Source organism: Tsuneonella sp. HG249, assembly GCF_053819205.1.
The window spans coordinates 1-24,268 of sequence record NZ_JBSOQY010000003.1 but is presented as its reverse complement, the minus strand read 5'-3'; the positions used below and the strand labels follow the sequence as shown (position 1 = coordinate 24,268).

At 63.3% G+C, this 24,268-nt stretch carries 25 protein-coding genes; 17 read left to right on the top strand and 8 right to left on the bottom strand.

Translation table 11 applies throughout. From position 1 onward, the window contains the following. Positions 1–71: 71 nt before the first annotated feature. Complete coding sequence (locus tag ACWPM1_RS13085; RefSeq protein ID WP_455695347.1) at positions 72–1,667, top strand: ATP-binding protein; 1,596 nt, start codon at positions 72–74, stop codon at positions 1,665–1,667. A 197-nt stretch (positions 1,668–1,864) separates the two neighbouring features. On the opposite strand, the gene ACWPM1_RS13080 is transcribed toward ACWPM1_RS13085, so the two are convergent. Continuing rightward, entirely contained in the window at positions 1,865–1,990 is a 126-nt protein-coding gene (locus tag ACWPM1_RS13080; protein WP_455695346.1) for a hypothetical protein, read from the bottom strand. Between the two features lie 51 nt (positions 1,991–2,041). Continuing rightward, positions 2,042–3,082, bottom strand: coding sequence for an O-antigen ligase family protein (locus tag ACWPM1_RS13075; protein ID WP_455695345.1), 1,041 nt, complete (start codon positions 3,080–3,082; stop codon positions 2,042–2,044). A gap of 326 nt (positions 3,083–3,408) precedes the next feature. Here ACWPM1_RS13075 and ACWPM1_RS13070 point away from each other — a divergent pair, with 326 nt between their 5' ends. Continuing rightward, positions 3,409–4,587, top strand: a complete 1,179-nt coding sequence (locus ACWPM1_RS13070) for a phosphatase PAP2 family protein (protein ID WP_455695344.1) — start codon at positions 3,409–3,411, stop codon at positions 4,585–4,587. Here ACWPM1_RS13070 and ACWPM1_RS13065 read toward each other — a convergent pair. Further along, a complete protein-coding gene (locus tag ACWPM1_RS13065; RefSeq protein ID WP_455695343.1) occupies positions 4,475–5,293 on the bottom strand; it encodes a DUF2569 domain-containing protein in 819 nt (272 codons plus the stop codon). The two genes, ACWPM1_RS13070 and ACWPM1_RS13065, sit on opposite strands and share 113 nt — an antisense overlap. Positions 5,294–5,724: 431 nt before the next feature. Here ACWPM1_RS13065 and ACWPM1_RS13060 point away from each other — a divergent pair, with 431 nt between their 5' ends. The 14 genes from ACWPM1_RS13060 to ACWPM1_RS12995 all read left to right on the top strand — a co-directional run bounded on the left by ACWPM1_RS13060 (position 5,725) and on the right by ACWPM1_RS12995 (position 17,984). Then, on the top strand, positions 5,725–5,955 hold the full coding sequence (locus ACWPM1_RS13060; RefSeq protein ID WP_455695342.1) for a Flp family type IVb pilin: 231 nt from the start codon (positions 5,725–5,727) through the stop codon (positions 5,953–5,955). Between the two features lie 54 nt (positions 5,956–6,009). Further along, positions 6,010–6,990 (top strand): Flp pilus assembly protein CpaB, encoded by a 981-nt coding sequence (cpaB, locus tag ACWPM1_RS13055; RefSeq protein ID WP_455695341.1) that lies wholly within the window; start codon positions 6,010–6,012, stop codon positions 6,988–6,990. Beyond that, positions 6,987–8,441: a type II and III secretion system protein family protein gene (locus tag ACWPM1_RS13050; protein ID WP_455695340.1), complete on the top strand. Its 1,455-nt coding sequence runs from the start codon at positions 6,987–6,989 to the stop codon at positions 8,439–8,441. Before cpaB ends, ACWPM1_RS13050 begins: the two co-directional genes overlap by 4 nt. Then, positions 8,431–8,703 (top strand): hypothetical protein, encoded by a 273-nt coding sequence (locus ACWPM1_RS13045; RefSeq protein WP_455695339.1) that lies wholly within the window; start codon positions 8,431–8,433, stop codon positions 8,701–8,703. The genes ACWPM1_RS13050 and ACWPM1_RS13045 overlap by 11 nt, the downstream gene beginning before the upstream one ends. 10 nt (positions 8,704–8,713) lie before the next feature. Beyond that, entirely contained in the window at positions 8,714–10,282 is a 1,569-nt protein-coding gene (locus ACWPM1_RS13040) for a pilus assembly protein TadG-related protein (RefSeq protein WP_455695338.1), read from the top strand. After that, positions 10,279–10,800 carry a TadE/TadG family type IV pilus assembly protein gene (locus ACWPM1_RS13035; RefSeq protein WP_455695337.1) on the top strand — a complete coding sequence of 174 codons (522 nt, stop codon included), beginning with the start codon at positions 10,279–10,281 and terminating at the stop codon, positions 10,798–10,800. Before ACWPM1_RS13040 ends, ACWPM1_RS13035 begins: the two co-directional genes overlap by 4 nt. A 2-nt stretch (positions 10,801–10,802) precedes the next feature. Next, on the top strand, positions 10,803–11,465 hold the full coding sequence (locus ACWPM1_RS13030) for a TadE/TadG family type IV pilus assembly protein (RefSeq protein ID WP_455695336.1): 663 nt from the start codon (positions 10,803–10,805) through the stop codon (positions 11,463–11,465). 134 nt (positions 11,466–11,599) lie between these two features. After that, positions 11,600–12,754, top strand: coding sequence for an AAA family ATPase (locus ACWPM1_RS13025; RefSeq protein WP_455695335.1), 1,155 nt, complete (start codon positions 11,600–11,602; stop codon positions 12,752–12,754). Further along, the gene (locus tag ACWPM1_RS13020; RefSeq protein ID WP_455695334.1) at positions 12,751–14,130 is read left to right on the top strand and encodes a CpaF family protein; all 1,380 of its coding nucleotides are present in this window, start codon (positions 12,751–12,753) and stop codon (positions 14,128–14,130) included. The genes ACWPM1_RS13025 and ACWPM1_RS13020 overlap by 4 nt, the downstream gene beginning before the upstream one ends. 1 nt (position 14,131) lies before the next feature. Continuing rightward, positions 14,132–15,133: a type II secretion system F family protein gene (locus ACWPM1_RS13015; RefSeq protein ID WP_455695333.1), complete on the top strand. Its 1,002-nt coding sequence runs from the start codon at positions 14,132–14,134 to the stop codon at positions 15,131–15,133. 1 nt (position 15,134) lies between these two features. Continuing rightward, positions 15,135–16,127: a type II secretion system F family protein gene (locus ACWPM1_RS13010; protein WP_455695332.1), complete on the top strand. Its 993-nt coding sequence runs from the start codon at positions 15,135–15,137 to the stop codon at positions 16,125–16,127. A 4-nt stretch (positions 16,128–16,131) separates the two neighbouring features. Next, positions 16,132–16,884 (top strand): tetratricopeptide repeat protein, encoded by a 753-nt coding sequence (locus ACWPM1_RS13005; RefSeq protein ID WP_455695331.1) that lies wholly within the window; start codon positions 16,132–16,134, stop codon positions 16,882–16,884. Between the two features lie 6 nt (positions 16,885–16,890). Then, positions 16,891–17,382, top strand: coding sequence for an A24 family peptidase (locus ACWPM1_RS13000; RefSeq protein ID WP_455695330.1), 492 nt, complete (start codon positions 16,891–16,893; stop codon positions 17,380–17,382). Then, entirely contained in the window at positions 17,379–17,984 is a 606-nt protein-coding gene (locus ACWPM1_RS12995) for a M23 family metallopeptidase (protein ID WP_455695329.1), read from the top strand. Before ACWPM1_RS13000 ends, ACWPM1_RS12995 begins: the two co-directional genes overlap by 4 nt. A 676-nt stretch (positions 17,985–18,660) precedes the next feature. Here the strand turns inward: ACWPM1_RS12995 and rfbD are convergent. The 5 genes from rfbD to ACWPM1_RS12970 all read right to left on the bottom strand — a co-directional run bounded on the left by rfbD (position 18,661) and on the right by ACWPM1_RS12970 (position 22,887). Then, complete coding sequence (rfbD, locus tag ACWPM1_RS12990; RefSeq protein WP_455695328.1) at positions 18,661–19,509, bottom strand: dTDP-4-dehydrorhamnose reductase; 849 nt, start codon at positions 19,507–19,509, stop codon at positions 18,661–18,663. A gap of 30 nt (positions 19,510–19,539) precedes the next feature. Next, positions 19,540–20,100 carry a VOC family protein gene (locus ACWPM1_RS12985; protein ID WP_455695327.1) on the bottom strand — a complete coding sequence of 187 codons (561 nt, stop codon included), beginning with the start codon at positions 20,098–20,100 and terminating at the stop codon, positions 19,540–19,542. Then, positions 20,097–21,197, bottom strand: a complete 1,101-nt coding sequence (gene hppD / locus ACWPM1_RS12980; RefSeq protein WP_455695326.1) for a 4-hydroxyphenylpyruvate dioxygenase — start codon at positions 21,195–21,197, stop codon at positions 20,097–20,099. The genes ACWPM1_RS12985 and hppD overlap by 4 nt, the downstream gene beginning before the upstream one ends. 213 nt (positions 21,198–21,410) lie before the next feature. Beyond that, positions 21,411–22,106 (bottom strand): response regulator transcription factor CtrA, encoded by a 696-nt coding sequence (gene ctrA / locus ACWPM1_RS12975; protein WP_455695325.1) that lies wholly within the window; start codon positions 22,104–22,106, stop codon positions 21,411–21,413. 331 nt (positions 22,107–22,437) lie between these two features. Next, the gene (locus ACWPM1_RS12970) at positions 22,438–22,887 is read right to left on the bottom strand and encodes a LysR family transcriptional regulator (RefSeq protein WP_455695324.1); all 450 of its coding nucleotides are present in this window, start codon (positions 22,885–22,887) and stop codon (positions 22,438–22,440) included. A gap of 348 nt (positions 22,888–23,235) precedes the next feature. On the opposite strand from ACWPM1_RS12970, the gene ACWPM1_RS12965 reads away from it, so the two are divergent. Further along, positions 23,236–23,799, top strand: a complete 564-nt coding sequence (locus tag ACWPM1_RS12965) for a hypothetical protein (protein ID WP_455695323.1) — start codon at positions 23,236–23,238, stop codon at positions 23,797–23,799. The last annotated feature ends 469 nt before the right edge of the window (positions 23,800–24,268 follow it).

Sequence of the window (24,268 nt, the reverse complement as noted above, 5' to 3'; positions counted from 1 at the left end):
GAACACACCGACGATAATGGAACGGGCTATGCCGGCCTAAAAAGGTGAACGAACAAGGGGGCGGAAGCATAATGGCTGGGGATCAAGCAGAAGTCGGTCGCGTTGTCGGCACGGACGGGACGAAGGCGCTGTGTCTGGTCGACATCGCCCGGCTGGCGGAGATCCGCGCGGGCAGCGCGGACGAGGCCGACAACACCTCGGTCGGGGCGATCGTGCGCGTCGCGGTGCAAGGCAGGGCGGTATTCTGCGGCCTCGTCGAGCTCGCCCGGATCGAGGGCGACGCGGGCCACGCGCTCGCCGAGCTCGAGTACATCGGCGAAGGCGTCCACGATGCCGCCGGCGCGCTGGCGGGCTTCCGCCGCGGCGTGTCGGCCTTCCCGCAGCCGGGCGACACCGCCCACTTCGCGACTGAGCCCGAGCTCGCCGTCATCTTCGCCCCGCCCGACGCGCCGCACATCCAGTTCGGCACCGTCTACCCCACCCGCGGCGTGCGGGCGCCGGTCCTGTTCGACCAGCTGCTGAGCCGCCACTTCGCCATCGTCGGCTCGAGCGGCGCGGGCAAATCGACCACCGTCTCGCTGCTGCTCGACCGGATCGTCGAGCAGGCGGGGCACGGGCACGTGGTCATTTTCGACCCCCACGGCGAGTACGCCCATGCGTTCGGCGACCGGGCGCAGGTGTGGGACGTGGGCAACCTCGTCCTGCCCTATTGGGCGATGAACCTCGACGAGCACTGCGAGGCGTTCATCGCCTCGGGCGACGAGCGGACGGTCGACGCCAACATCATGGCCAAGGTCCTGCTCCGCGCGCGCCAGCGCAACATCCATGCCGAGGCGCCGGGCCGGATCACCGCCGACACCCCGGTGTCCTACCAGTACAAGGACCTGACCGACGCGCTGGAGGACGAGGCCGGCCGGCTGGAAAAGCTCGCCGACGCTTCACGCTACACCCACCTGCGGCTCACCATCGAGCAGTTCTTCCACGACCGGCGCTACGGCTTCATCTTCAACCCCGAGCACGCGGGCGCCTCGCTCGAGCAGCTCCTGGGCGACGTGCTGCGCATTCCCAACAATGGCAAGCCGATCTCCATCCTCGACCTCGCGGGTGTACCGACCGAGATCGTCAACGTCGTCGTCGCCACGCTCACCCGGCTGATCCTCGACTACGCGATCTGGTCCCCGCGTGACACCCGCGCGCCGATCTTGCTCGTCTGCGAGGAAGCGCACCGCTACCTCCCCGCGCACGAGAGCGAGGCGACCCGCTCGGTCCGCCGCCAGCTCGAGCGCGTCGCGCGCGAAGGGCGCAAGTACGGCGTCTGCCTCGGCCTCGTCAGCCAGCGCCCGTCGGAGCTGTCGGACACCGCGCTGTCGCAATGCGGCACGCTGATCTCGCTGCGGCTCAACAACCAGGCCGACCAGGACCACCTCGTCGCCGCGCTGACCGAAGGCGCGCGCAGCCTCGCCGGCGCGGTCGGCAGCTTGCGCAACCGCGAATGCATCATCAGCGGAGAAGGCGTGCCGGTGCCGATGCGGGTGGAGGTCGATTTCCTCGAAGCCGGCAAGCGCCCGCTGTCCGACGACCCCTCGTTCAGCACGAGCTGGTCGCACGACGTAGCCGACCGGCGGCTGCTGCACGAGACGATTCGCCGCTGGCAAGTGGAGCGATAACGATGCCCGGCCCCCGCGTGCTTGTTGGACTTGGCACAGTTGGCACACTTTTCAGAGGGAAGAATTCCACCTCCGGCGCGGCGCGCTTTTGCGGCCGCCATTAGCGACGCATTGCGGGCGGGAAGTCGTGACGGGCGGACATCCGAACGGCATGGCAGATGGCCGCGATGTAGGAAAACGGATTGGGTCCTAATCGGTCAGCCGGGAAACTTCTCCCGCAAGGCGGGCAGGTCGCGGCCGAAAGTATCCTTCATCCCGGTGCGGCGCTTGCGCGCATCCTCGCGAGCCTTGGCCTCGGGAGTCTTGTCCGGCTCTTTTTCCATGCGGACCACATAGGGCACCCATCGCGCTAATGATTGTAGAAAGCCGCCTGATCAGCCGGCGGCCTCACGGTGCCGGTCCGGAACGCTCAGAGGGCTCGAGATTGAATTCCGCAGGATCACGAGCGCCATTATCACTATAGAAATCGGGTAAGTGTGGAACAGGTTACCCTCCAGCAGCGACATGGCGAAGTGGGCCACGAGAAGTGTCGCCGCCACATTTCCAGCCACATTCTCCCGATCGCGCAGGACGCTGCCAAATGCCTTAAACGCCGGGCGCCACATGATCAGCACGGCGGCCGTTCCGACGAGTCCCCATTGAAAGAGGAACTGGAGGACGGAGTTATGCGGGTGGGTAAAAGTGCGAACTGCACTGGGTACGATGAACTTGAACTGGCCCATTCCGTACCCCAACAGCGGCCGGTCTGCGAACGCGGCCAACGTCTCTTGCCACATAACAATGCGATTGGACGCGAAGCCATTGAACCCGTCCTTCGCCGATTGAGCTGCATTCAAGAGACGTGGAAGGCCATAGGCTTCATGGGGCAACCAGATGAGCGAGACAGCTATTCCGGCCAGGAGCGCTGAAAGGATCCCTCGAGCGACGCGCGCCCGTTCCGTTGGCTTAGCCATAAAGATCGCAAAGCAGAAACTAAGAACGAGCGCCCCTACGGCTGCGCGGCCTCCACTCCAAATGCACATCCCGCTCCCCGCCGCCACGAACGCAAAGTTTCGGACCTTCTTTCTACGCTGCAAGGTGGCGGGTAATGTACCCAACCCTGCTCCGATTGCAGCTGACGTAAGACCGTAGAATGCCAGCTGGCGGACATTGCTGACACCAATTCCCAGGTGTAGCCAATCGAAGTCACCTGCTTCTCGCACTAACAAAAGAAGTAGATAAGTGAGTATGCAATAGAGCAACGCTCCCCAGCCGAGTGACAATAATAGTATCGTATTATATTTGCTTGGATAGACGCCCAATCTGTCGTCAAGCGCAAGCGCAAAAAGTCCATGGCAGAGGAAAATAACAAGGAATATCTGCGCCGCCTCGGAATGGGGGGCGGCAAAGAAAGAAGCGTATGTAATGGCGACCAACCAGGCGAGAGTAGCGACCTGTGCCGACTTGCTTAGGCGGAGGAGTGCCGAAATTGGTCGCATGCCAGATCGCACGGCAGTCGCTATGACGAGTGCCTCAGCGATAAGGATCGGGACCGCGAAACCGAGATAATCGCTCGGGCGGGGGTGGAGACGGAACGTTGATGCGGCAAACAGGGGTGGGGCACTGGTAAGTGCAATCTGACTGGTGAGGATCCAAAGCCTGCCGCTACGCATGAGCTTGATTGTCTTCCTTCTCTACGGCCAGCCGCTTAACTGTGCACTAAACGGTCAGGGCATCAATCGGAGAACGGGGGATTTCTGATATGGCGAAGGCGAAAGACGAAGGTTCAGACGCGTCCATACCGGCATGCGTCTCGAACCTTCAACCGAAGCCAATTGAGCCCCGGTCGCTTTTTCGCGGACATGGGGTAGCGTTTGTGATTCTGATCGGTTTGCACATCCTCGAAATTGCCGCGGCAACCTTCGTCGGTAGCTTGGTGTTCGATGAGTCCTTCGCGGAGCTTTACGCCTTTGGCGACATCACAGCACTATTGCCTGGCTGGTTTTTGATACCTCTCATTTGGCTGGGTATCGTCGTGGTCCAATTAATTCGCAAATGCTCAAACCAGCCGGCGCTGGTTCTCATGCGACTCATGCGATTCCGCGCCGATTGGATAATAAGGGGATTGTTGATCCTCGGCGGATACCTAATGATGACGAAATCGTTCACAGTCCTTAAATCTTCCATTTCGGAGATAAATTCCTACTATCTCGATCCCCTGTTGGTTCAAATCGATATTTTTTTACTAGGAACAGATGCGTGGCGGTTATCGCACGCACTTTTGCCGGGATGGTTCCTTATAGCGATTGATCGCGTCTATATTCTTTGGGTCACATACGTCGTAATTATGACCGGCGTGATCGCGTTCACTCGCGATCCTCGGTTTCAGGTCAGGAGCGCCATTGCGTTCCATCTCTGTTGGTTCCTTCTGGGCATAGTTCTGGCAACTGCGATGGCCTCGGTCGGGCCCGTGTTTTACGGGGCCTTTTTCCATTCGCAGCATTTCGCGGAACTAAGCGCCGCGTTACTTGACGCCCACCAGCGAGATTATTTGGGCGCAGTTTACGCCATCGAGTATTTGCAGGAAAATCGAGGTACAACCAAGCTTGGCGTTGGCATATCGGCAATGCCATCAGTGCACGTTGCGATCTCTTTCCTCGGATTTCTCATGGCTTTTCACTATCACGGGAAGTTGTGGCTCAAATGGTTTACGGCCTTATTTACTGTCGCAATATTAATAGGTTCGGTTCATCTTGGCTGGCATTACCTCTCCGATGGTCTGTTTTCACTCGTCGCCGGGTTGCTGATTTGGTGGTTCGCTGGCCGGATTACCGATTGGGGCTTTCGGGTGGGCAAAGGCGGCCTGACCATTCACGGTGGCGATATGTCACGTTCACCCGGTTCGACAGCAGTAGATAAGGCAACCATACCAGCGCGCTGATCAGCACTTTCTTGATGTTACCGTCGAGCAGCACGCTCAGTGGCTGGGCCACATCAAGCGGCATTCCCGGCATCGCCCCGAGGCTGTGGGCAATGAATAGCTGGACGAACACATCGAGCACCCAGACGAAGCCGAGCATCCGGGGGAACAATGGCACGCTGCGCAGCGCCATCGCGAAGCAGGCCATGTAGAGGAAGCCCATCAGCGCGACGTCGGCCGCCATCAGCAGGAACATTCGCTCGCCCCATGGCGGCGCGCTGGCGCCGAGCGCTGGCATCGCGAACAGGAACTCGAAGCTGCGTAGAACGACGTTGAGTAGGAGGCCGACCAGTAGCGAGGCCATGAACCCGGCGGGGCCGAACAGCGGATGCCGGCGCGCCTCTGCCAAGCTCAGCGCGCGCCAGCGGCCAGGCACGGGCAGGCGCCAGGCTACTGGCTCAGCGCCTGGATCGCGCGAGAAACTGTGACGGGCGAGCCGGTAGCCGGCCAGCGGCGCCAGCCCAATCGTCGCATAGACCGCCATGAGCTGGAAGATCTCAAGCGTCGAGGAGGCAGGCGGGGACGCGAGCACGCGAAACGAGGCGAGCATCACGAACAACCCGGCCCAGGCGATCGCCAATGCGGTGGTGAGACGGCTCAACATGGGAGGAAGCCGCTCGCTGCGGCGGCGGAGCCGATCGACATAGCGCAACCAGATTTCGCGCACCGGCACCTCGTTTGCTCGCGACCGACTGCATATAACGCGCGTCAATTCATGGCGGTCAATTCGGTTAACCGTGTTACCCACGGGGACGTTCCAGGCGAATCAATGTGATTCGCGAAGGGTGCCTGTGGCATTTCCGCCGCATTAACCTTATCGGGTAACATTGCGAACTATTAAGTTTTTGTAAAGCCGAGTTAATTTTGCACTAACGTTTTTGTCTTGCCGAAGTTCCCCTCTAACGGGAAAATGGCAACGGTTTCGAAGGGTTGGCGATCGATCGGGCACAAGCCCGGCTCCGCCGATGATATAAAGCGATAACCGGGTCCGATCATCACCAGCCGTTTGGACTGGCTTACCGGGAACGAGTTCCGGAGCCTTTTCGACAATACGCGTCTCCACCATCCAGGAGCCGCGGATGATGGGGAATTACGACCATGAAGAACTTCCTGAAGACTTTCGTCGCTGACGAATCCGGCGCCTCGGCTGCCGAATACGCGCTGATCATCGCCATCGTCGGCGTCGGCATCGGTGCCGCTGCCCTCGTGCTCGGCAACAACGTCACGGCCGCCATCGGTGGTGCCGCTAACGACGTGGATCAGTGCAACAAGAGCACGACCAATAAGGGTGTCTCGACCAGCTGGTCGCCTTCGGACACCTGCGCCTAACACCATGCATCGACCCGCCGCGATCTACTCGCGGCGGGTTGGTCACTTTAGTCGATGTTGAAGTTTGGGGGGCCGACAATGCCAAGCCGAAACCTAGTGCTCGTGGCAGTAGCGTTATTTATTGGCATCGTTGCCGTCATTTTTGCTAATTCTTACTTCTCTGGCGTAGAAGAACGGCAGGCCGCGTTGGCCGAGCAGCAGAAGCTCGTTCGCATCGTCGTGGCAAATCAGCCGATGGATTTCGGCGACCCTCTCACGCAGCAAAACATCAAGCTCGCGAACTTTCCAGCGCAGTCGGTTCCCGAGGGGGCGTTCACCTCGATTCCGGAAGCGCTGAAGGACAATCGTGTGGCGTTACGCCCGATTGTGACCGGCGAGCCGGTGCTCCGAACCAAAGTCAGCGGTACCGATGGGCGCGCGACGCTCGCTGCCCTTCTTCCGGATGGCTTCCGAGCGATCTCGATCGCTATCGACGACGTTCGCGGCGTCTCGGGCTTCGTATTGCCCGGCACGATGGTCGACGTCATGCTTCTCAGGCAAATCGAGGGTGACGGTGCCGACGCACAGGATCAGCGCGCGGACACCATCCTCGAAAATGTGCAGGTCCTGGCGATTGACCAGCTCGCCAACGACAAGGAAGGCAACCCCAAGACCGGTCGCACCGCGACGGTTGCGGTGACACCGACCGACGCGGCGCGGCTCGCAATCGCCGGCCGCATGGGACAGATTTATCTCACACTGCGCAAGGTCGAGCCGGAGTTCGCCACCGAGGGCGCGCCGGCCGAACGCGTTGCCCGGACGGTGACCAGCCGCCAGCTCGGCGTGCCGCGCATCGTGATCGGCGCGAAGAACCGCGGTGGCGGTGGTGGCGGGGGTGCCAGCTACAGCGCGCCGCGCGCGCCGGTGCTCGCCTCGATCAACCCGCCATCAACGAATGTTAATGTCGCGCCCATACAAGTCGGGCCGGCCATGACGGTGGTAAGGGGGACGGAGCCGACGAGCTATCAAGTCGGCAACCTGGGGGGTCCGCGATGAAAACCGTTTACACAGCGCTCGCCGCGCTGGCGCTCGCGGGGGCCGGCATGACCGCCGCCCCGGCGTTCGCGCAAGACGCTATCCACGCCGGCACGATCGAAGTGCCGGTCAACAAGAGCCAGGTCGTTTCCGCCGACCGCCCGATCGCCCGCGCGATGGTCGGCAACGCCGAAGTAGCCGACGTGCTGCCGATCTCCGAACGCTCGGTCTATGTCCTGGGCAAGAAATTCGGCACCACCAGCCTTACCCTCTACGACCGCACCAACCGCGTGATCGCGGTGATGGACATCGAGGTCGGTCCCGACGTCGAAGGGCTGCGCACGCAGATCGCCGAGTTGGTGCCCGACCAGCCGATCGACGCACGGATCTCCGCGGGCAACCTCGTGCTCACCGGTCTCGTCAACGACGCCGGCGCCGCAGCCCGCGCTGCGCAGATCGCCAAGGCCTATGCCGGCGACGCGGTGATCAACATGATCCAGGTCGGCGGCAGCCAGCAGGTGATGCTCGAGGTCAAGTTCGCCGAGATCAATCGCCAGATGGGCGAGCGGCTCGGCGTGAGCGGCTTCGGCATTTCCAACAATGGCACTTTCCGCGGCGCCATTGGCGAGGGGGCTTCGCTCGACGCTGAGGACGGGCTCTCGCTCGGAGCGATCAGCGACGTCTTCGGGGTATTCAGCAAGGCATTCAGCATCGGCTCGCTCAACATCGACGCGACGCTTGAGGTGCTCGAGCGCAAAGGTCTCGCCAAGCTGCTAGCCGAGCCGACCCTCGTCGCGCTGTCGGGCGAGCGTGCGTCGTTCCTTGCGGGTGGCGAGTTCCCCATTCCCGTCGCCCAATCGAGCAGCGGTGGCGGAGGGGGTGGAAACACGATCACAGTCGAGTTCAAGCCGTTCGGGGTGAGCCTCGGCTTCACCCCCACCGTGCTGAGCGACAAGGTGATCAGCCTGATCGTCGAGCCCGAAGTGAGCTCGATCGACGCCAGCGCTTCGGTCACCGTCAACGGCCTCTCCGTGCCGGGCCTGCAGACCCGACGGGCGAGCACCACAGTGGAACTGCGCGACGGCGAAAGCTTCGCCATCGCCGGGCTGCTGCGCAGCGACTTCCAGACCACCGTCCGCCAGCTCCCGCTGCTGGGCAACATCCCGATCATCGGCGCGCTGTTCCGCTCCTCGAGCTTCCAGAAGGGCGAGACCGAGCTGCTGATCATCGTCACGCCGCGGCTCGTCGCGCCGATCCGGCCGAACCAGGTACGCCTGCCGACCGACCGCGTGGCCGATCCGCTGCCGACCGACGTGTATACCACCGGCGACAGCTATCGCCCGCTGCCGCTCGCGCCAGTCGAAGGCGCGCTGCCGCCCGAAGCGGCGCTGCCGCCAGTGGCCGCCGCCGAACTGCCCGCGGCCAACACGGCCGCAGCGCCGGCACAGCAAGGGGACGGATATGACTACTAAGCTGCGCCTGATCGCGCTCGCCGCGCTGTTGCCCACGATGGCCGCGTGCACGCACAACTACCCCGGTCCGCCCGCCTCCAACTTCGGCGACGCGAACCGAATGACGATGGCGGCGCAGGTGATCGATCCCGATCCGCAGTACGACACGCTCAACCCGCCCACCAGCGGCGAGCACGCGGGCCAGGCCGCCGAGCGCTATCGCAAGGACGCGGTGAAGCAGCCCGTGCGCACCAGCAGCACCAGCTCCTCGGGACCGAACTGAGGGGTGCGCGATGAGCTGGCGGCCGGGTAACCCATGGCGGGATGACAGCGGCGCGGTAGCCGCGACCTACGCGATCGCGCTGATGGGGCTGATCGTGGTCGCGGGGGTCGGCTACGACTACAGCCGCATGGCCTCGCTTGACAGCGAGCTCCAGAACGCGGCCGACCAGGCCGCGCTGGCTGCCGCGACCCAGCTTGACCGATCCACGGGCGCCTGTGCGAGGGCGTCGAGTGCGGCTGTCGGCCTGCTCCGCAACCTCACGATGCTGTCCAACGACGGCGGGGGCAACCAGGTCACAGTGACGGGGGAAACCGCCTGCGATGCGACCGGAACCATCCGGTTCTATCAGGACAAGGACAAGGTTACCGCGGCCACCTCCGACGCGAACGCCCGCTTTGTCGAAGTTCACGTCGACCCGCGCGAGGCGTTCTATGCGCTGACGCCAATCATGGCGAACTTCACGGGCTCAGGCGACTTGCAGGCTCGCGCGCTTGCCGGGGTCGGCTCGGCAATCTGCCGGGTGCCGCCTTTGATGATTTGCTCGCCAGACCCGTCCATCCCTTTCGACGCCGACAACCGCAGGGGCATCGGCATCAAGGCTACCGGCAAGGCCGGTGGAGCCAATACCTGGGCCCCGGGCGACTTCGGCTTTCTCGAAGTGGGCAGCGGACAGACCGCCGACCTTGCCAAGGCGCTGGCGTTCGTGAACACGAATCTCGATTGCGTCCAGGTCGACGAGGGCACCGATCCCGAGACCGGCAACGCGCAAGTGCTCTACGAAGCCGTCAACACCCGCTTCGATATCCTGCCCGGCGGTGGAGGCGTGCTCTCCCCATGCGAGACCGGCTCTTGCCCACCCGCGCGTAACGTCGTGAAAGACGTGATCAATACCCGTACCACCCCCAACGCCAACCAGTGCCGCCTGGCGAACAATGCCTGGGAACTGCCTGCAGAGGCGGAGCGCTTCCGTCCCCGCGCGTGGACATCGGGCGACAGCAGCACGAGTACCTTCAACGCTTCCGGCACACCTTTGGTAATGGGGTACGGGCGCGACATGTGCCACTACAACTCCTACAACCGAGAATGCCGTCTGCAGAACGGCATCACATTCAGTGCCACATCCACGAACGACGAGAAGAACCGCTTCGGCGATGGCACCTGGGCGATCCAGGACTATTTCGACAAGAACCATCCGGGGATCACTCCGCCGAGCTACGACATGAGCCGGTACGAGGTGTACCTTTGGGAGATCGAAAACAGCTACGTCTTTCCAACCTCAACTAACCAGCGACCGCCCAATACCTGCGTTCCGGGGACGAGTGATGTCGACCGGCGGGTATTGACGGTTGCGATCGTGAGCAATTGCGACGAACTGCGGGGCGGCTCCCGCATCGTCGAGATTGACGAATGGGCCGACGTGTTTCTGGTCGAGCCCGTCGTCGACGATTCGAACGAAGTGGCTAATGGCCGCGACCGCAATATGATCTACATCGAGGTGATACGTAAAGCGCGGCTGGGTGGCGATAACGGAGCGGTATCTCAGGCGATACGGCGCGACGTGCCGTACCTCATCCAATGACGGCCGTTCGGCGCCTAATCCTCGGTCAATCGGGTGCAGCCGCAGCGGAACTCGCGTTGTGCCTGCCGATGGTGATGGCGTTGATGTTCGGCAGCTTCGAGGCAGGCAATTACCTGCTTACCGAGCACAAGGTCATCAAGGGCGTACGTGACGGCGCACGGTATGCAGCTCGCTTGCCGTTCGATTATTACACCGCCTGTGGTCCCAACCTGAATGCGCCGGCCGCAGCGGGTCTGCGTGCCGTGAGCGCCGTCGAGCAAGACATCGAAAATGTGACGCTTAGCGGACGTCCAGGCGGGGGCTTCGTACGGGTCAGCGGCTGGGACGCGGCCGACATTTCAGTCACGGTCAGCTGCGATGGAACCCGCAACACGGGCCTGTATCAGACCAGGGGCACCGCCCCTCGAGTCCTCGTTGCGACGACGGTACCGTATCCTTCGATCCTCGGCACTCTCGGATTCGATACCAGTGGCGCCGTCGTTCGCGCCCAGGCCCAAGCCGCCGTGATGGGCTTGTGACGATGCGCTCCCTCCTCGCCCGGCTCGCCAAGGACACCCACGCCGCCTCCGCGGCGGAGTTTGCACTAGCCTTGCCGCCCTTTCTGCTGTTCTTGCTCGGCATTTTCGATGTGGGTCGCTTTATCTGGTTCGTCAACGAGAACGAGAAAGCAGCGCAAATCGGCGCGCGATGGGCTGTTGCTACCGACATAATCCCCGGGGGGCAGATCGGTTGCAGCGTGGTCGGCGCGGCCACTGCCGGCCTGCAATGCTATAGCTACGCGATCAACGGGATTGTGAGCCAAGGGCTCCCAGTTCCGCAGGCCAACTTCCCGACCGTCACTTGTAGCGCGCCCTCAGGCACCCTGTCGTGCACTTGCGTCACCGCATGTCCGTTCAGCACCGCTATCGACGCCTCTGCCCAGACCGCATTCAATAACTTGGTCATCCGGATGAACCAGATCCAACCGCGCCTTGGTCCGCGGGATGTGACCGTCGAATACGCCTGGTCCGGCCTCGGCTACTCGGGAGACCCCAACGGGCCCGACGTGGCTCCGGTCGTCACCGTCCGCATCGACAACCTCGGCTTCCGGCCGCTTTTCCTCGCGGGGCTCATCAGCCTCGGCATTCCCGGCGCATCGTACTCGCTGACGATGGAAGACGGCTCCGGCAACTTCGCGAATTAGGTAAGAAATGACTCCGGCCCTTCATCTCTTGGCATCATCCTTCCTTCCACGCGGCCCCCGCTCGAGGCGCGGCACGCCGGAAAACCAGGTGTGACATGACCGACTATGCTTCCCCCTTCCTCTTGCGAGATACCGTGAGCGACATTTTGTCCGGCAACTCCCTGATCGTCGCCGATGCGCGCCATATCGAACCGCTCCGCGCTGGGGCGATCGGCGGCCGGCTCGAGGCCGCCTCGTTCCTGCCCTTGCCGGCCGATGCGCCTCTCTCGGACCGGCTGCTTGCCAAGACGCGGGTGCTGGTGCTGGAGGTCGATGCGGAAAGCGACGCCTCGCTGCGCCGTCTCGCCACGGTCCGCGCCCACTATCCCGATCTGGCGGTCATTGCCGCCGTTCAGCAGGCGGGGGTCGCGCTGGTCCGCGCACTCGTCCGCCAAGGCGTGAGCGACGTCGCCGAACTGCCCTTTGTCGCGCAACAACTCGAAGATCAGGTGCTCGATGCGCTGTCCAGCCAGACGGAGAAGCGAGCCCATGCCGACCTCGGCAAGGCGGTCGCCGTCGTGGGTGCAACCGGGGGATGCGGCGCGACGAGCGTGCTTACTCACCTCGCCGCGGTGCTGGCGAAGGAGAACCCCGGCCAGCGCGGCGTCTGCCTGATCGATCTCGATCTGCAGAAAGGCAGCATCGCCTCGTTCCTAGGCATCGACCCGACGGTGACGATCCAGAACCTGATCGATTCAGGCGCGCGGCTCGATCGCGAGCTGATGCTGAGCGCGGTAATCGACAGCGGTCGCGGCTTCTCGCTGATCGCCGCCCCCAACGCGATCTCGCCGATCGACCGGATCGATGTGGACCATCTGCTCGCCATCGTCAGCCTGGCGCGCGCCGAGTTCGACTATGTGCTGATCGACCTTCCGCCCCTCTGGACCGACTGGACGCTGTCGCTCATCAGCTGGGCCAATCACGTCAGCCTGTTGACCGACAGCTCGATCGCCAACCTGCGCCAGGCCAAGCGGACCGCCACGTTGCTGGGCAGCGTGGATGTACCGGCGAGCCGCATTTCGCTGATCGTCAACCGGATGGAACGTAAGCTGTTCGGCGCCACCAAGATCGACGACGTGGCCCGCGCACTCGGACGCGAGGAAGTCATCAGCATCGCCGACGCCGGTCCTTCGCTGCGGGCGGCCCAGGACCAGGGCCTGTTGCTGCCGGCCTTACAGGGCAAGACCAAGTTCGCGGGCGACGTGTCGCGGCTGGCCGACAGGATCCTCTCGGGCGAAGAGTTGTCATGAGCCAGTGGACCCTCCGCACGCCGAGCAAGTCGGCGCCTGAGCAGCCGGCGAGCCCCTTGCCGGTGACGATGCCGGTCGAAACCGCGAACGACCTCATGCCGCTCGATCGCAAGCTCACGCTCAAGGTATCGATCCACCGCGCCTTGCTCGACAAGATCAACCTCGCCGCGCTCGACCAGTTGCCGCGGTCGCAGATCGAGCTCGAAATCCGCGACATCGTTCACGAGCTGCTGCAGGAGCGGCGCGAGGCGCTGAACGCCGCCGAGCGCGACGAGCTAGTCATCGAGGTCCTCGACGAGCTGCTTGGGCTCGGCCCGCTCGAGCCGCTGCTCAAGGACGAAACGATCACCGACATTCTGGTGAACGGCTTCCTGACGGTATTCGTCGAACGGGGCGGCCTTCTTGAGCGGGTGCCGACCCGGTTCCAGGACGAGAAGCACTTGCTGCGGATCATCCAGAAGATTGTCAGCGCGGTCGGCCGCCGGATCGACGAAAGTTCGCCGTTCGTCGACGCTCGTCTCGCCGACGGCAGCCGCGTCAATGCGATCATCGCCCCGCTGGCGATCGACGGTTCGCTGCTCTCGATCCGCAAGTTCGCCAAGAAGCAAATCGGTATTGAACGCCTGATCGAATACGGCAGCGTGCCCGAGCCGATGGCCCGGGTGATGGAGGCCATGGTCGCCAGCCGCAAGAACGTGTTGATCTCCGGCGGCACCGGCTCGGGCAAGACCACGCTGCTCAACGCGATGTCGTCGTACATCGATACCCGCGAGCGGATCGTGACCATCGAAGACTCGGCTGAGCTTCAGCTTCAGCAGGAACACGTCGCCCGGCTGGAAACGCGTCCCGCCAACATCGAAGGGCGCGGCGAGGTGAGCCAGCGCGATCTGGTCAAGAACGCGCTCCGCATGCGGCCCGATCGCATCATCATCGGCGAGGTGCGCGCCGGTGAGGCGTTCGACATGTTGCAGGCCATGAACACCGGCCACGACGGCTCGATGACCACGGTCCACGCCAACACGCCCCGCGACGCGCTGTCCCGCATCGAGCAGATGATCGGCATGAGCGGGATCGAGATGTCTCCGGCGTCGGCACGCTCGCAGATCGCTTCGGCCATCGACGTGGTGGTGCAGGTGGCCCGCCTTGCCGACGGTCGGCGCAAGGTCGTCAGTCTCGCGGAAGTGACCGGCATGGAAAGCTCGGTCATCACCATGCAGGAGATCTTCCGCTACAAGGTGACCGGACGGTCCGAAGCCAACGAGGTCGTCGGTCACTTTGAAGCCACGGGCATCCGCCCCAAGTTGCTCGCCGATGCGGCCGCCAATGGCTTCGATCTGCCTTCCGAGCTGTTCCGGCCCGAGCTAAAGATCAGCTGAGATGGTCGAATCGATCCTCCGCATCCTGGTGCTGCTGGCGATCTTCGCTTCCGTTTTCCTGCTGTCGCAAGTCGTTCTCGGGGCGGCCTGGCGCAATCGGGCGCGGGTTGCAGCGGTCAACAAGCGGCTCGAACTCATGCGCCAGGGCGCCGATCGGCTGGAGATTGCCGCTCAGCTCCGAAAGAACGCGCCCAGCGATTTTGCCGAATTGCCCGGGCCGCTGGCGTCGGTGCTGCAGAGCCTGCAGCGTTCGCTGTTTGCCGCCGCGGTCCCCCTTACGGTGGGCCAGGTGTTGTTCTGGATGGCCGTCGGCTTCACCCTTACCAGCGTAGTCCTGCTGCTGGGTGCCTCGTTCGGGGGCTTCCCGCTTACGGTGGGCGTGTTCCTGCTCGCGTTCTCGCTTGCGTTTGCGATCTCGACGGGACTTCCGATCGTGATCATCAACATGATCGCGCAACGCCGGCGCAAGAAGATGGAACAGCAGTTCCCGGTCTCGATCGACATCTTCGTCCGCGCGCTGCGTTCGGGCCACCCGGTGGCGGGTGCCATCAACTTGCTCACGACCGAGATGGAAGACCCCATAGGCAGCGAATTCGGGATGGTTTCGGACGAGATCTCCTACGGCGCCGATCTGACCGACGCGCTCGACGCGATGGCCGACCGCTGGGACCTCGAAGACATCCGCATGTTCGTGGTCAGCCTGGCGGTGCAGAGCGAGACCGGCGGCAACCTCGCGGAAATTCTCGAGAACCTCTCGGGCATCATTCGCGCGCGGGCGAGCCTCTACCTCAAGGTGCGCTCGCTGAGCTCCGAAGGTCGGATGACCGGCTGGATCCTCACCGTGCTGCCGGTGATCACCTTCGTCGGCATGTTCTTTGTCAATCCGCGGTTCTACCTCGACGTGGCGCAGGACCCGATCTTCATGTTCGGCCTACCGACGATGATCATCTGGTACTTCGTGGGTGTCTTCTGGATCCGCAAACTCGTGGACATCAAGGTCTAACATGATCGAACTCGCCGCCCAGGATCCGACCGTTCGCGTCCTCATGCTGCTCGTGGTGTTCGCGGTCGTCGCGGGCATCGCGCTACTGGCCCTGTTTTACGGCAACCGCCGCTTGGCGGTGCGCAGCCAGTTCGATCGGCTGACGGCAAAGAGCATTATGCTCGGCGAGCGGATCGGGGGTGGCCATACCGAGAGCCTGCGGACCCGCGAAGGGCAGACGGCCTGGTCGCGCCTCGCGGCAGCCGTGGAACGGGCCGGCCTCAACTTGACCGACACCAAGAGCGAGCGCCTCACGGCGCTGCTCCGCCAAGCCGGCTATCCGTCGCCGGCGGCGCCACGCATCTTCACGTTGGTGCGGCTGACCCTGATCTTCGTGCTGCCGTTGCTTTACGTGCTGATCGCGTTCTCGGGCGACGACCCGCCCTCGTTCCTCAAGGTCTACCTTGTCGGCTCGATACTCGCGCTGCTCGGACTCTACATTCCCAATCTCTACGTGCGGGCACGTGCGGACCGGCGCAAGGAAGCGATCATCAACGGCTTTCCGGACTGCCTCGACTTGATGCTGGTATGCGTCGAATCAGGTCTCGGCCTGGAAGCGGCGATGGATCGCGTCGGGCGGGAGATGGTGAAGTCTCACCCGCTGGTGGCCGAACTGCTGATGATCACCGTGCTCCAGCTACGTGCCGGGGCTACCCGCGATGAGGCTTTCCGCAAGCTCGCCGATGCGTCGGCGGTCGATGAGATCCGCGCTTTCACGACCTTGATAATCCAGTCCGACAAGCTCGGCACCAGCGTCGCCGCGACCCTGCGGGTCTATGCCGCCGAGATGCGCGAACGGCGCCAGATGCGCGCCGAGGAAAAGGCGCACCGGCTGCCGGTGCTCATCTCGATCCCGCTCGTCGCCTGCATGCTGCCGACGATGATCGGCACGCTCATGCTGCCGGCCGCGGTACTAATGGTTCGCAAGATTTTCCCGATGATGAGTGGAGGGTGAGACTATGACGACTCCTCGCAAGAACGTAGCGCTCAGCGCTTCGGTGGTAGCGATGGCGCTGATGCTCGGCGGCTGCCAGGCCCTCGGCCTCGGCGGCAATCGCATGGCGCGAACTTCGATCGACGCCGAACTGGCGGCGAACCCGGTCGACATGGGCGCGGCGCAACTCGACGCAGGGCGCAGGGCGCTGGCCGCAGGCAACACGGTCGACGCCATCGACGCTTTCATGCGCGCGAAGGCCTCGCCTGAGCACATGCCCGCTGCCTACAACGGGCTGGCGGTCGCCTATAGCCGGGTCGGGCGGACCGACCTATCGGAACGCTTCTTCCTGACCGCGGTCGCGCTGGCGCCGGAGGAGGATCGCTTCCGCGCCAACCTGGCGCTGTTCTACACCCGCAACGGTCAACCCAAGATCGCAGAGCCGGCACTGGCCATCGCGCCGGTGACCGCGCCGGAGACCACCCAGGTGGCTGCCGCCGCGCCCAGCTCCGCACCGGTCATACGCAACCTCGGCGCAGGGGTGACCGTGCAGGCGCCCACGACCCGGTTGCAGCGCGTCTCGCGCGGCGAAGTGGCTATCCGCTCCGGCGGCCTTACCGCGCCCGTCGTGAAGACGGCTTCGGTCACGCGCCGGCCGGTGATCGAAGTCGGCGGCTCCAGGGAACAGGCCTATCCAGTCCGCGTGACCCTCGCCAATTCGGCGGAGCAGCCGCGTAAGCCGCAAGCTTATCCCATCCGCATTCCGCTGGGCGACTAGGCACCCGTGGAGGCGTTCGGCACCTTTCCCGCGGCGCTGTTCCTGTTCGCGCTCGTCGGCGTAGTCGTCATGGCGTCGTGGACCGACGTCAGCCAGCGACGCATTCCGAACTGGCTCTGCGCGCTTAACCTCGCGCTGGGGCTCGGCTACGCCGGCCTCGCCTACGGCGGATCGGGGGCAGGGTGGAGCGGAGTGGGCCTGGCTGCGCTCCATGCCGTGGCGGCGCTGGTGGTCACCATGATCCTGTTCGCGCTGGGTGCGATCGGCGCGGGGGACGCGAAGTTCTACACCTCGATGGCGAGCTGGCTGCCGATCATGCAGGGTTTGTCACTGCTTGTGGCCGTGGCGCTTGCGGGTCTGGTGCTGCTGGTGGTGTTCTTTGCGACCCGGATCAGGGGCCGCGCGCGGCGCGACCCCAACGAGCGCTCCAACTTCGATAAGCTGCCCTACGGCGTGGCCATCGGCCTCGGCGGCCTCGCCGCGGTGACGCTGGGATGAGCCAGTTGCTGCCATCGCTTCGCACCGTCGCCTTGGCGGGAGCATTGCTCCACGCCACCGTCGGACACGCCGACAGCTCTGGCGATGGGATCGAGCAACCTGTCATGCCCGTTGCGCAGCCGGTCATCACCGTAAGCAAGGCGAGTGACGGCCTCGGCGCTGCGATCGAACTGCGGCCAATCGCGAGAATGTCGGCCAGCGCTGCTGGAATGGCCGTTCCGGCTCTCGACCGGTTACCGCTTTCCGGACGTCTGACCAGTCGGTTTGGAATGCGCGGCCATCCCGTTCTCGGCGGATATCGCCAGCACAGCGGTGTCGACCTTGCCGCGCCCACAGGGTCCCCGGTGCTTGCAACCGCCGATGGCGTGGTTACCTTTGCTGACTGGCGCGGCGGTTACGGACTGCTGGTGTCCGTAGAGCATGGCGGCGGTCTTCAGACCCGGTTCGGCCACTTGTCGCGCATCATGGTCCGACCAGGGGAGCGAATCAGCAAAGGACAGCTGGTTGGCTTGGTTGGCTCTACCGGCCGTTCAACGGGGTCGCACTTGCATTACGAAGTGCGCCGGAACGGGTCGGCGGTGGATCCGCTTTCCCGCCGCTGAGCATCTAAGCAACGTCAGCCTAAGGCCCTATGCTTCGCGGGCTTTCGATAAGCCTATTCCAACCGCGCAAGGACTTCTCGTTCGCCATTCGGTAGGCTTGCGCTTGTCCCTCCCGCCGCACGTCACCTACTGCTCTTGATCCCAGATCAAGGTATCCGTTGTTAAGCGCCTTCGACCGTCACCGCTGTAGCCCTAGCGCGCCCCATTGATCGCGACACCTCGGTCGAGCCTTAACTCGATTTCAATCACGCCTGCCTATGACGAACTCCATGTTGAGTTCGCTCTCTACGCTACTAAGCCTGTTACTAAAGGTCGGGACGGTGGCGCTTGTCCTAAACGAGGTTCGCGGCCTCATCCTCGCCGGACCGGTCCTTTATGGGATCTACCAAGCCGGTGGGACGCTCGCAGCAATCTGGGTAGGAATGTCCTCGCTCGGCGGGATTGCACTGTCTGTGGTGGTTCCGATTTTCGCGTCTCGCAAGCTCCAGAAACATCTAAGCAGGGCGCAAGAATCTGCCGCGGCTGCGGCATGATGTCTTAAGACTCGTCGGACAGAGTTTCGCGGCTTTAGACCAGCTAAGTGGTTCAACGATCAACCGGCCGACCGCGATCTGTGGCAGATATTGAAACTGTTGAGGCTGCCTGGATCGCGCCCATGGTTCGGCGACGCCAGTCTTCACACCAGTTTCGATAGCATGCGTCGCAAGTTGCTGCGCCAAGGCAAAGGGACGGTACCAAGCGCCTCGTGCGTTGCGCATGAATCCAAAAGGGAAAAGGCCGGTCTCGGGGCGGCGGTAGGATACTCCGCGGCAGCGATGGGCACGACTGCCACAGCGCGATCGAGCAGACCTGCGGTGCGGGCTTCCTCCTCAATGGCGACCGCAAAGTCGAACCAGCTTGCGGAGCCACCGTCAGCATAGTGCCATGTTCCGGCCAGCTGGCGGGTCCCGAGCGCCCACAAGACATCGGCGAGCGCTGTGGCCCAAGTGGGTGCGGCGACCTGGTCGCTCACTACCCGGACCTCGTCGCGTTCGCTCATCAGTCTCAGCATGGTGGTGACGAAGTTCGCGCCCGTGGAGGAGTAGACCCACGAGGTTCGCACGACGCTCGCGTTTGGCCCGGCCGCATCCTCGCCTGCGGCCTTGCTGCGCCCATAGGCCGACAGCGGGCGTCGCAAGTCATGCGGGAGGTAGGCCCGGGTGGCGGTGCCATCGAAGACGAAGTCGGTGGAGATCTGGACCAAGTGCGCTCCCGCCTCGCGCGCCGCATCCGCCAGCGCGCCGACGGCCTCTGCGTTGATGGCAAAGGCGGCCGCCTCGTCGCGCTCGGCGCGGTCGACCGCGGTGTAAGCAGCGGCGTTGAGGATGAGGTCGGGTGCATGACCGGCCACAGCACGGCGGATGGCTTCGTGGTCGGCGAGGTCGAGCCCGGCGCGCGCGAGCGGTACCAGCTCCCAGCCGGGCGGCGCGCTCGCCACGAGGTCGCGGCCGACTTGTCCGCCGGCACCGGTGATCAGAGCTTTCACGCGAGACCCTTTACCGCAAAACGCGGCAAATCAACCGGCCTTGGCGTGTTCCTCTCGGGCGAGGGCGTGCAGCCAGTCGGCGTGGCGCGGAGCCTTCTTGGTCTGGCTCCATTCGTCGAGCATCATCGGCGCGACCCGCTTGAGTTCGGCATACTGCTCGTCGGTGCCGATGTCGGCGGCGAGCTCGACCCGGTGGCCATTGGGATCGAAGAAGTAGATCGACTTGAAGATGCCGTGGTGGGTGGGCCCGAGCACCTCGATCCCCTGCGCCTCGACATGCGCCTTGGCGGCGAGCAGTTCTTCCTCGCTGCCGACCTTAAACGCGAGGTGCTGGACCCATGCGGGGGTGTTTTCGTCGCGGCCCATCTCGGATTGGTTCGGCAGCTCGAAGAACGCGAGCACGTTGCCGTTACCCGCATCTAGGAAGACGTGCATGTAGGGGTCGTACTCACCGGTCGACGGCACATGGTCCTCGGCGAAGGCGGTGGTGTAGTCCATGCCGAGCACGCGGCCATACCATTCGACCGTCTCCTTGGCGTCCTTGCAGCGGTAGGCCGCGTGGTGGATGCCGCCCAGCTTGGGAGTGCTCATTCCGCCGGCTCCTCGACCGTGAGCGCGCCGCGCTCGATCTGATCGCGCTCCATGCTCTCGAACAGCGCCTTGAAGTTGCCCTCGCCAAAGCCTTCGTCGCCCTTGCGCTGAATGAACTCGAAGAACACCGGGCCGACCTGCGCTTGGGCGAAGATCTGGAGGAGCAGGCGGGGCTGGCCACCTTCCGTGGTACCGTCGAGCAGGATGCCGCGCGTCTTCAATGCCTCGGCGTCCTCGCCATGACCGGGAAGCCGCTCGTCGAGCATGCGGTAGTAGGTTTCCGGCGGCGCAGTCATGAACGGAACGCCGAACTCCTTGAGCTTGTCCCACGCCTTGGGAAGGTCGTCGCAGATGAGGGCGATGTGCTGGATGCCCTCGCCGTTGAATTCGCGCAGGAATTCCTCGATCTGGCCGCCGCCGCTCTTGCCCTCTTCATTGAGCGGGATACGGATCTTGCCATCAGGCGCGGTCAGCGCCTTGGAGGTGAGGCCGGTGTACTCGCCCTTGATGTCGAAGAAGCGGATCTCGCGGAAGTTGAACAGGGTTTCGTAGTAGTCGGCCCAGTACTTCATCCGCCCGCCGTAGACGTTGTGGGTCAGGTGATCGATGTGGCTGAAGCCCGCGCCCTCTGGGTGCTTTTCGGCGCCCGGCAGATACTCGAAGTCGATGTCGTAAATCGACAGCCCGCCCTTGGCGTCGCCTTCGTAGCGGTCGACCAGATAGAGGATCGCGCCGCCGATCCCGCGGATCGCCGGGATGTGCAGTTCCATCGGGCCGGTCTCGACCTGCACCGGCTCGGCCCCGCGTTCGAGCAAGGTAGCATAGGCGTGACGCGCATCCTTGACCCGGAACGCCATCCCGCACGCCGAAGGGCCGTGCTCGCGGGCGAAGTACCACGCGGCCGAGCGCGGCTCGTAGTTAGCTATCAGGTTGATGCCGCCCTGGCGCCAAAGGTGGACGTCCTTCGAGCGGTGCTGGGCTACGCGGCTGAAACCCATCGCTTCGAACACTGGCTCAAGCACGCCCTTCTCAGGGGCGCAGAACTCGACGAACTCAAAACCGTCGAGGCCAATAGGGTTGTCGAAGAGGTCAGCCATGACAATTCCCAGCTATAGTTTCTAATGAAACTAGATAGCACGGCATGGACGATCTGTCAAAGTGGCAAAAGGAGGTGCCGATCGGTCAATGACCGGTCTTTTCTGCGCGGTCGACTTCGCCGATGCGCCTTTTCAGCCGGTCGACTGACGGTCATCCAAGACCAATCTTTTTTGGCTGCGCTTTCGCTATCTCGGGATGGAGCTGTTCGGGGCCTAGGCAGCTTCAGCTATTTGGTCTGGGTCGCACAGCCGGTAGCCGCGCCCCCAGACCGTCTCGATGTAGTGGTGTCCGTGCGTCGCAATTTTTAACTTCTGGCGTAGCTTGCAGATGAAGACGTCGATGATCTTCAATTCAGGCTCGTCCATCCCGCCGTAGAGGTGATTGAGGAACATTTCCTTGGTCAGCGTGGTGCCGGCACGGAGCGAGAGCAGCTCGAGGATGGCATACTCGCGGCCCGTTACGTGGACCCGCGCGCCATCGACTTCGACGGTCTTGGCGTCGAGATTGACCGCCAGCTTGCCGGTGCGGATCACGGACTGCGAATGGCCCTTCGAGCGGCGCACCACGGCGTGGATGCGGGCGACCAGCTCTTCCCGGTGGAACGGCTTGGTCACGTAATCGTCGGCGCCGAAGCCGAAGCTGCGGATCTTCGAATCCATTTCCGAGATGCCCGACAGGATCAGCACCGGCGTCTGCACCTTGGCCACGCGCAGTTTCTTGAGCACGTCGTACCCGTGCATGTCGGGCAGGTTCAGGTCGAGCAGGATGATGTCGTAATCGTACAACTTGCCGAGGTCCAAGCCTTCCTCGCCGAGATCGGTCTGGTAGACGTTGAATCCCTCGGTGGTGAGCATCAGCTCGATCGCCTTGGCCGTTGTCGGCTCGTCCTCGATCAGCAACACACGCATCGCCAGGTCCCCTCAATTGCTCATCAGATGTGAAGGAGAATGGTTAACGATCTGTTTAGTGAGCCCTCGGTAGCCCACTGACGTCCGGCGGCTGAGCGAGAGACTTATATTGAACTTGTCAATCCAGAGGCGCTCTGTCCGGGAGTGAAAGCTGGGTCACGATCGCGGGCTATTCCAGCATGTCCGCCATAGGCTTCGCCGACTTCGGATTGCGATTGACCCAACCGAGCTGAGCCGTTCCGGCGACCTAAGATGCTGCTGGTCAGGATTGACTCGTCGTCAGGCCGGGGCGGACACCTTGATCGGTCCCAACCGCCCGTTCGGAGATCGGTCAGCCCCCCTTCGGCCGACCGCGGCCCTGACGAAGCGAATCCGGACGATCCGCAAACTCCGCCGGCAAGGCCTCATCCAGAGCCGCCAGCCAGGGCGTTAGGAACGACGCCAGTTTAGCTCCTTTCTCGGTCAAGTCGTAGACGGCAACTTCGCCCGATGATCGCTCGATCAGCACGACCCCGAGGTCCCGTTCGAGCATCGAAATCCGCCGACTTATGCTGGCTAACGTCAATCCTTGGTCGATGGCCGCCTTCGCGAAGCTTCCAGTTCGCGCAAAAGCTTCCAGCCCCCGAAGGTTTGGCAGGCTCGGGAGCGCCCGCCCGTGGGCGTCCACGCGCTGCGCGCGTTCCGACCGTGACAACGCCACAATGACCTCCCCATGTTTGCGAAAGTAAAACTGCCACAAAGGCTTATCGGTAGACACCTGCCGGCTTGGAATCGACGACATCACCGTTTTGCAGAAAGGGCGATAAGCGGGGCGGACACCTACGACCTAGTGGAAGTCAGGTTCCTTGTGCCATATTGAGACACCGCCTTTTTAGGTGCTTGAACCCGCAATCGGGAGTCGACTCGTTAACTGGATTCTGTTAACGACTCGTTAAATCGATCCCGTAAGGCCTTGTTAGCTATTGCGTGGAGTCGACATCCGGTCGCATCGTTTTTCGTCGCCTTCCAGGCCGCCGTTTTTGCGGGGAGTGTTTTTATGCGAAAGTCTATTTTGCTAGCGAGTGGGGCTGCTGCCCTGTTTGCGGCCTCGCCTTCGACGGCTGCTGTGGTCATTTGCTCCGGCAACTGCGTGACAACCGATGAAAACGTTCTGGTGGATACCGGGACGGGCGCAACGATCAATGGTGAGACCAATAATACCAATGTCGACGTCACGTTCACGAGTACCACGGACGCTTCGCTAGTCGGCGATGCGAACGGGCAAGCGGATGTGGGCTCGGCCGACGGCCTGCTCAATGGCCTGACATTCAGCTTGGCATCGGGCTTCGGTTTCAAGACCGCTGAGTTCAATCTCTTCCCCTTGTCGGGTAATCAGTCAAACGAGGCGACGAGCGTGTTCATCACCTATGTGCTGAACGGAATCTCGTATCAGATTACCCAGTCGGTAGATACGAATGGGCAGAACCGGTTCGGCATCTACGGGACTGCCGGCGAGACGTTTACCAGCGGCGGCTTCCTGGCCAGCCCCTCGAGCACCGGCATCCAGGATCTGCGGCAGCTTCGCCTTGGCGGGGTGGCGGCGATCTCGGCAGTTCCCGATGCGGCAACCTGGATGACCCTGCTGATCGGCTTCTTCGGTCTCGGGTTCGTCCTGCGGCGCCGCCAGGAGCGGAAGGCGCTTTCCTTCGCGTAAACGAGCCCCGGTCGCAGGCGACCGGAACGTCGCAACGTAACATGGACACCGCGGACTTTCCCATCCGCGGTGTCTTTGCGTTCAGATAGGCAATTTGTCGGCGAAAGAAGCGGGTAGGCCCGTGCTCTGCGGTGTACCCAACGCACGGATGAGCTCTTCGGGCCGAGGAGCGTGGCGATCGAGGTGATCGGTTGCCGCGCCGGAGGGCCGTCGCGGCCGGGTAAATCCCATAGTGAGACACTTTGTTACAGACGATCCTTGGCTTACAAGGGTCCCGGGATCCCGTTTATGTCCAGGGATCGCCGGAGTGGGCAACACTACGCGGCATGAGCGGGAGGACCCTCCCTTGAGCAAGTGGATCGGCGCCGCCGCCTGGAGCGCGAAGGAAGCCCGCGCGGGCGACCGGCTGCCCTATGCGCGCCTCATCGACGGCAACACCGTGCTTTTGCGCGACGGCAGCGTGATGACC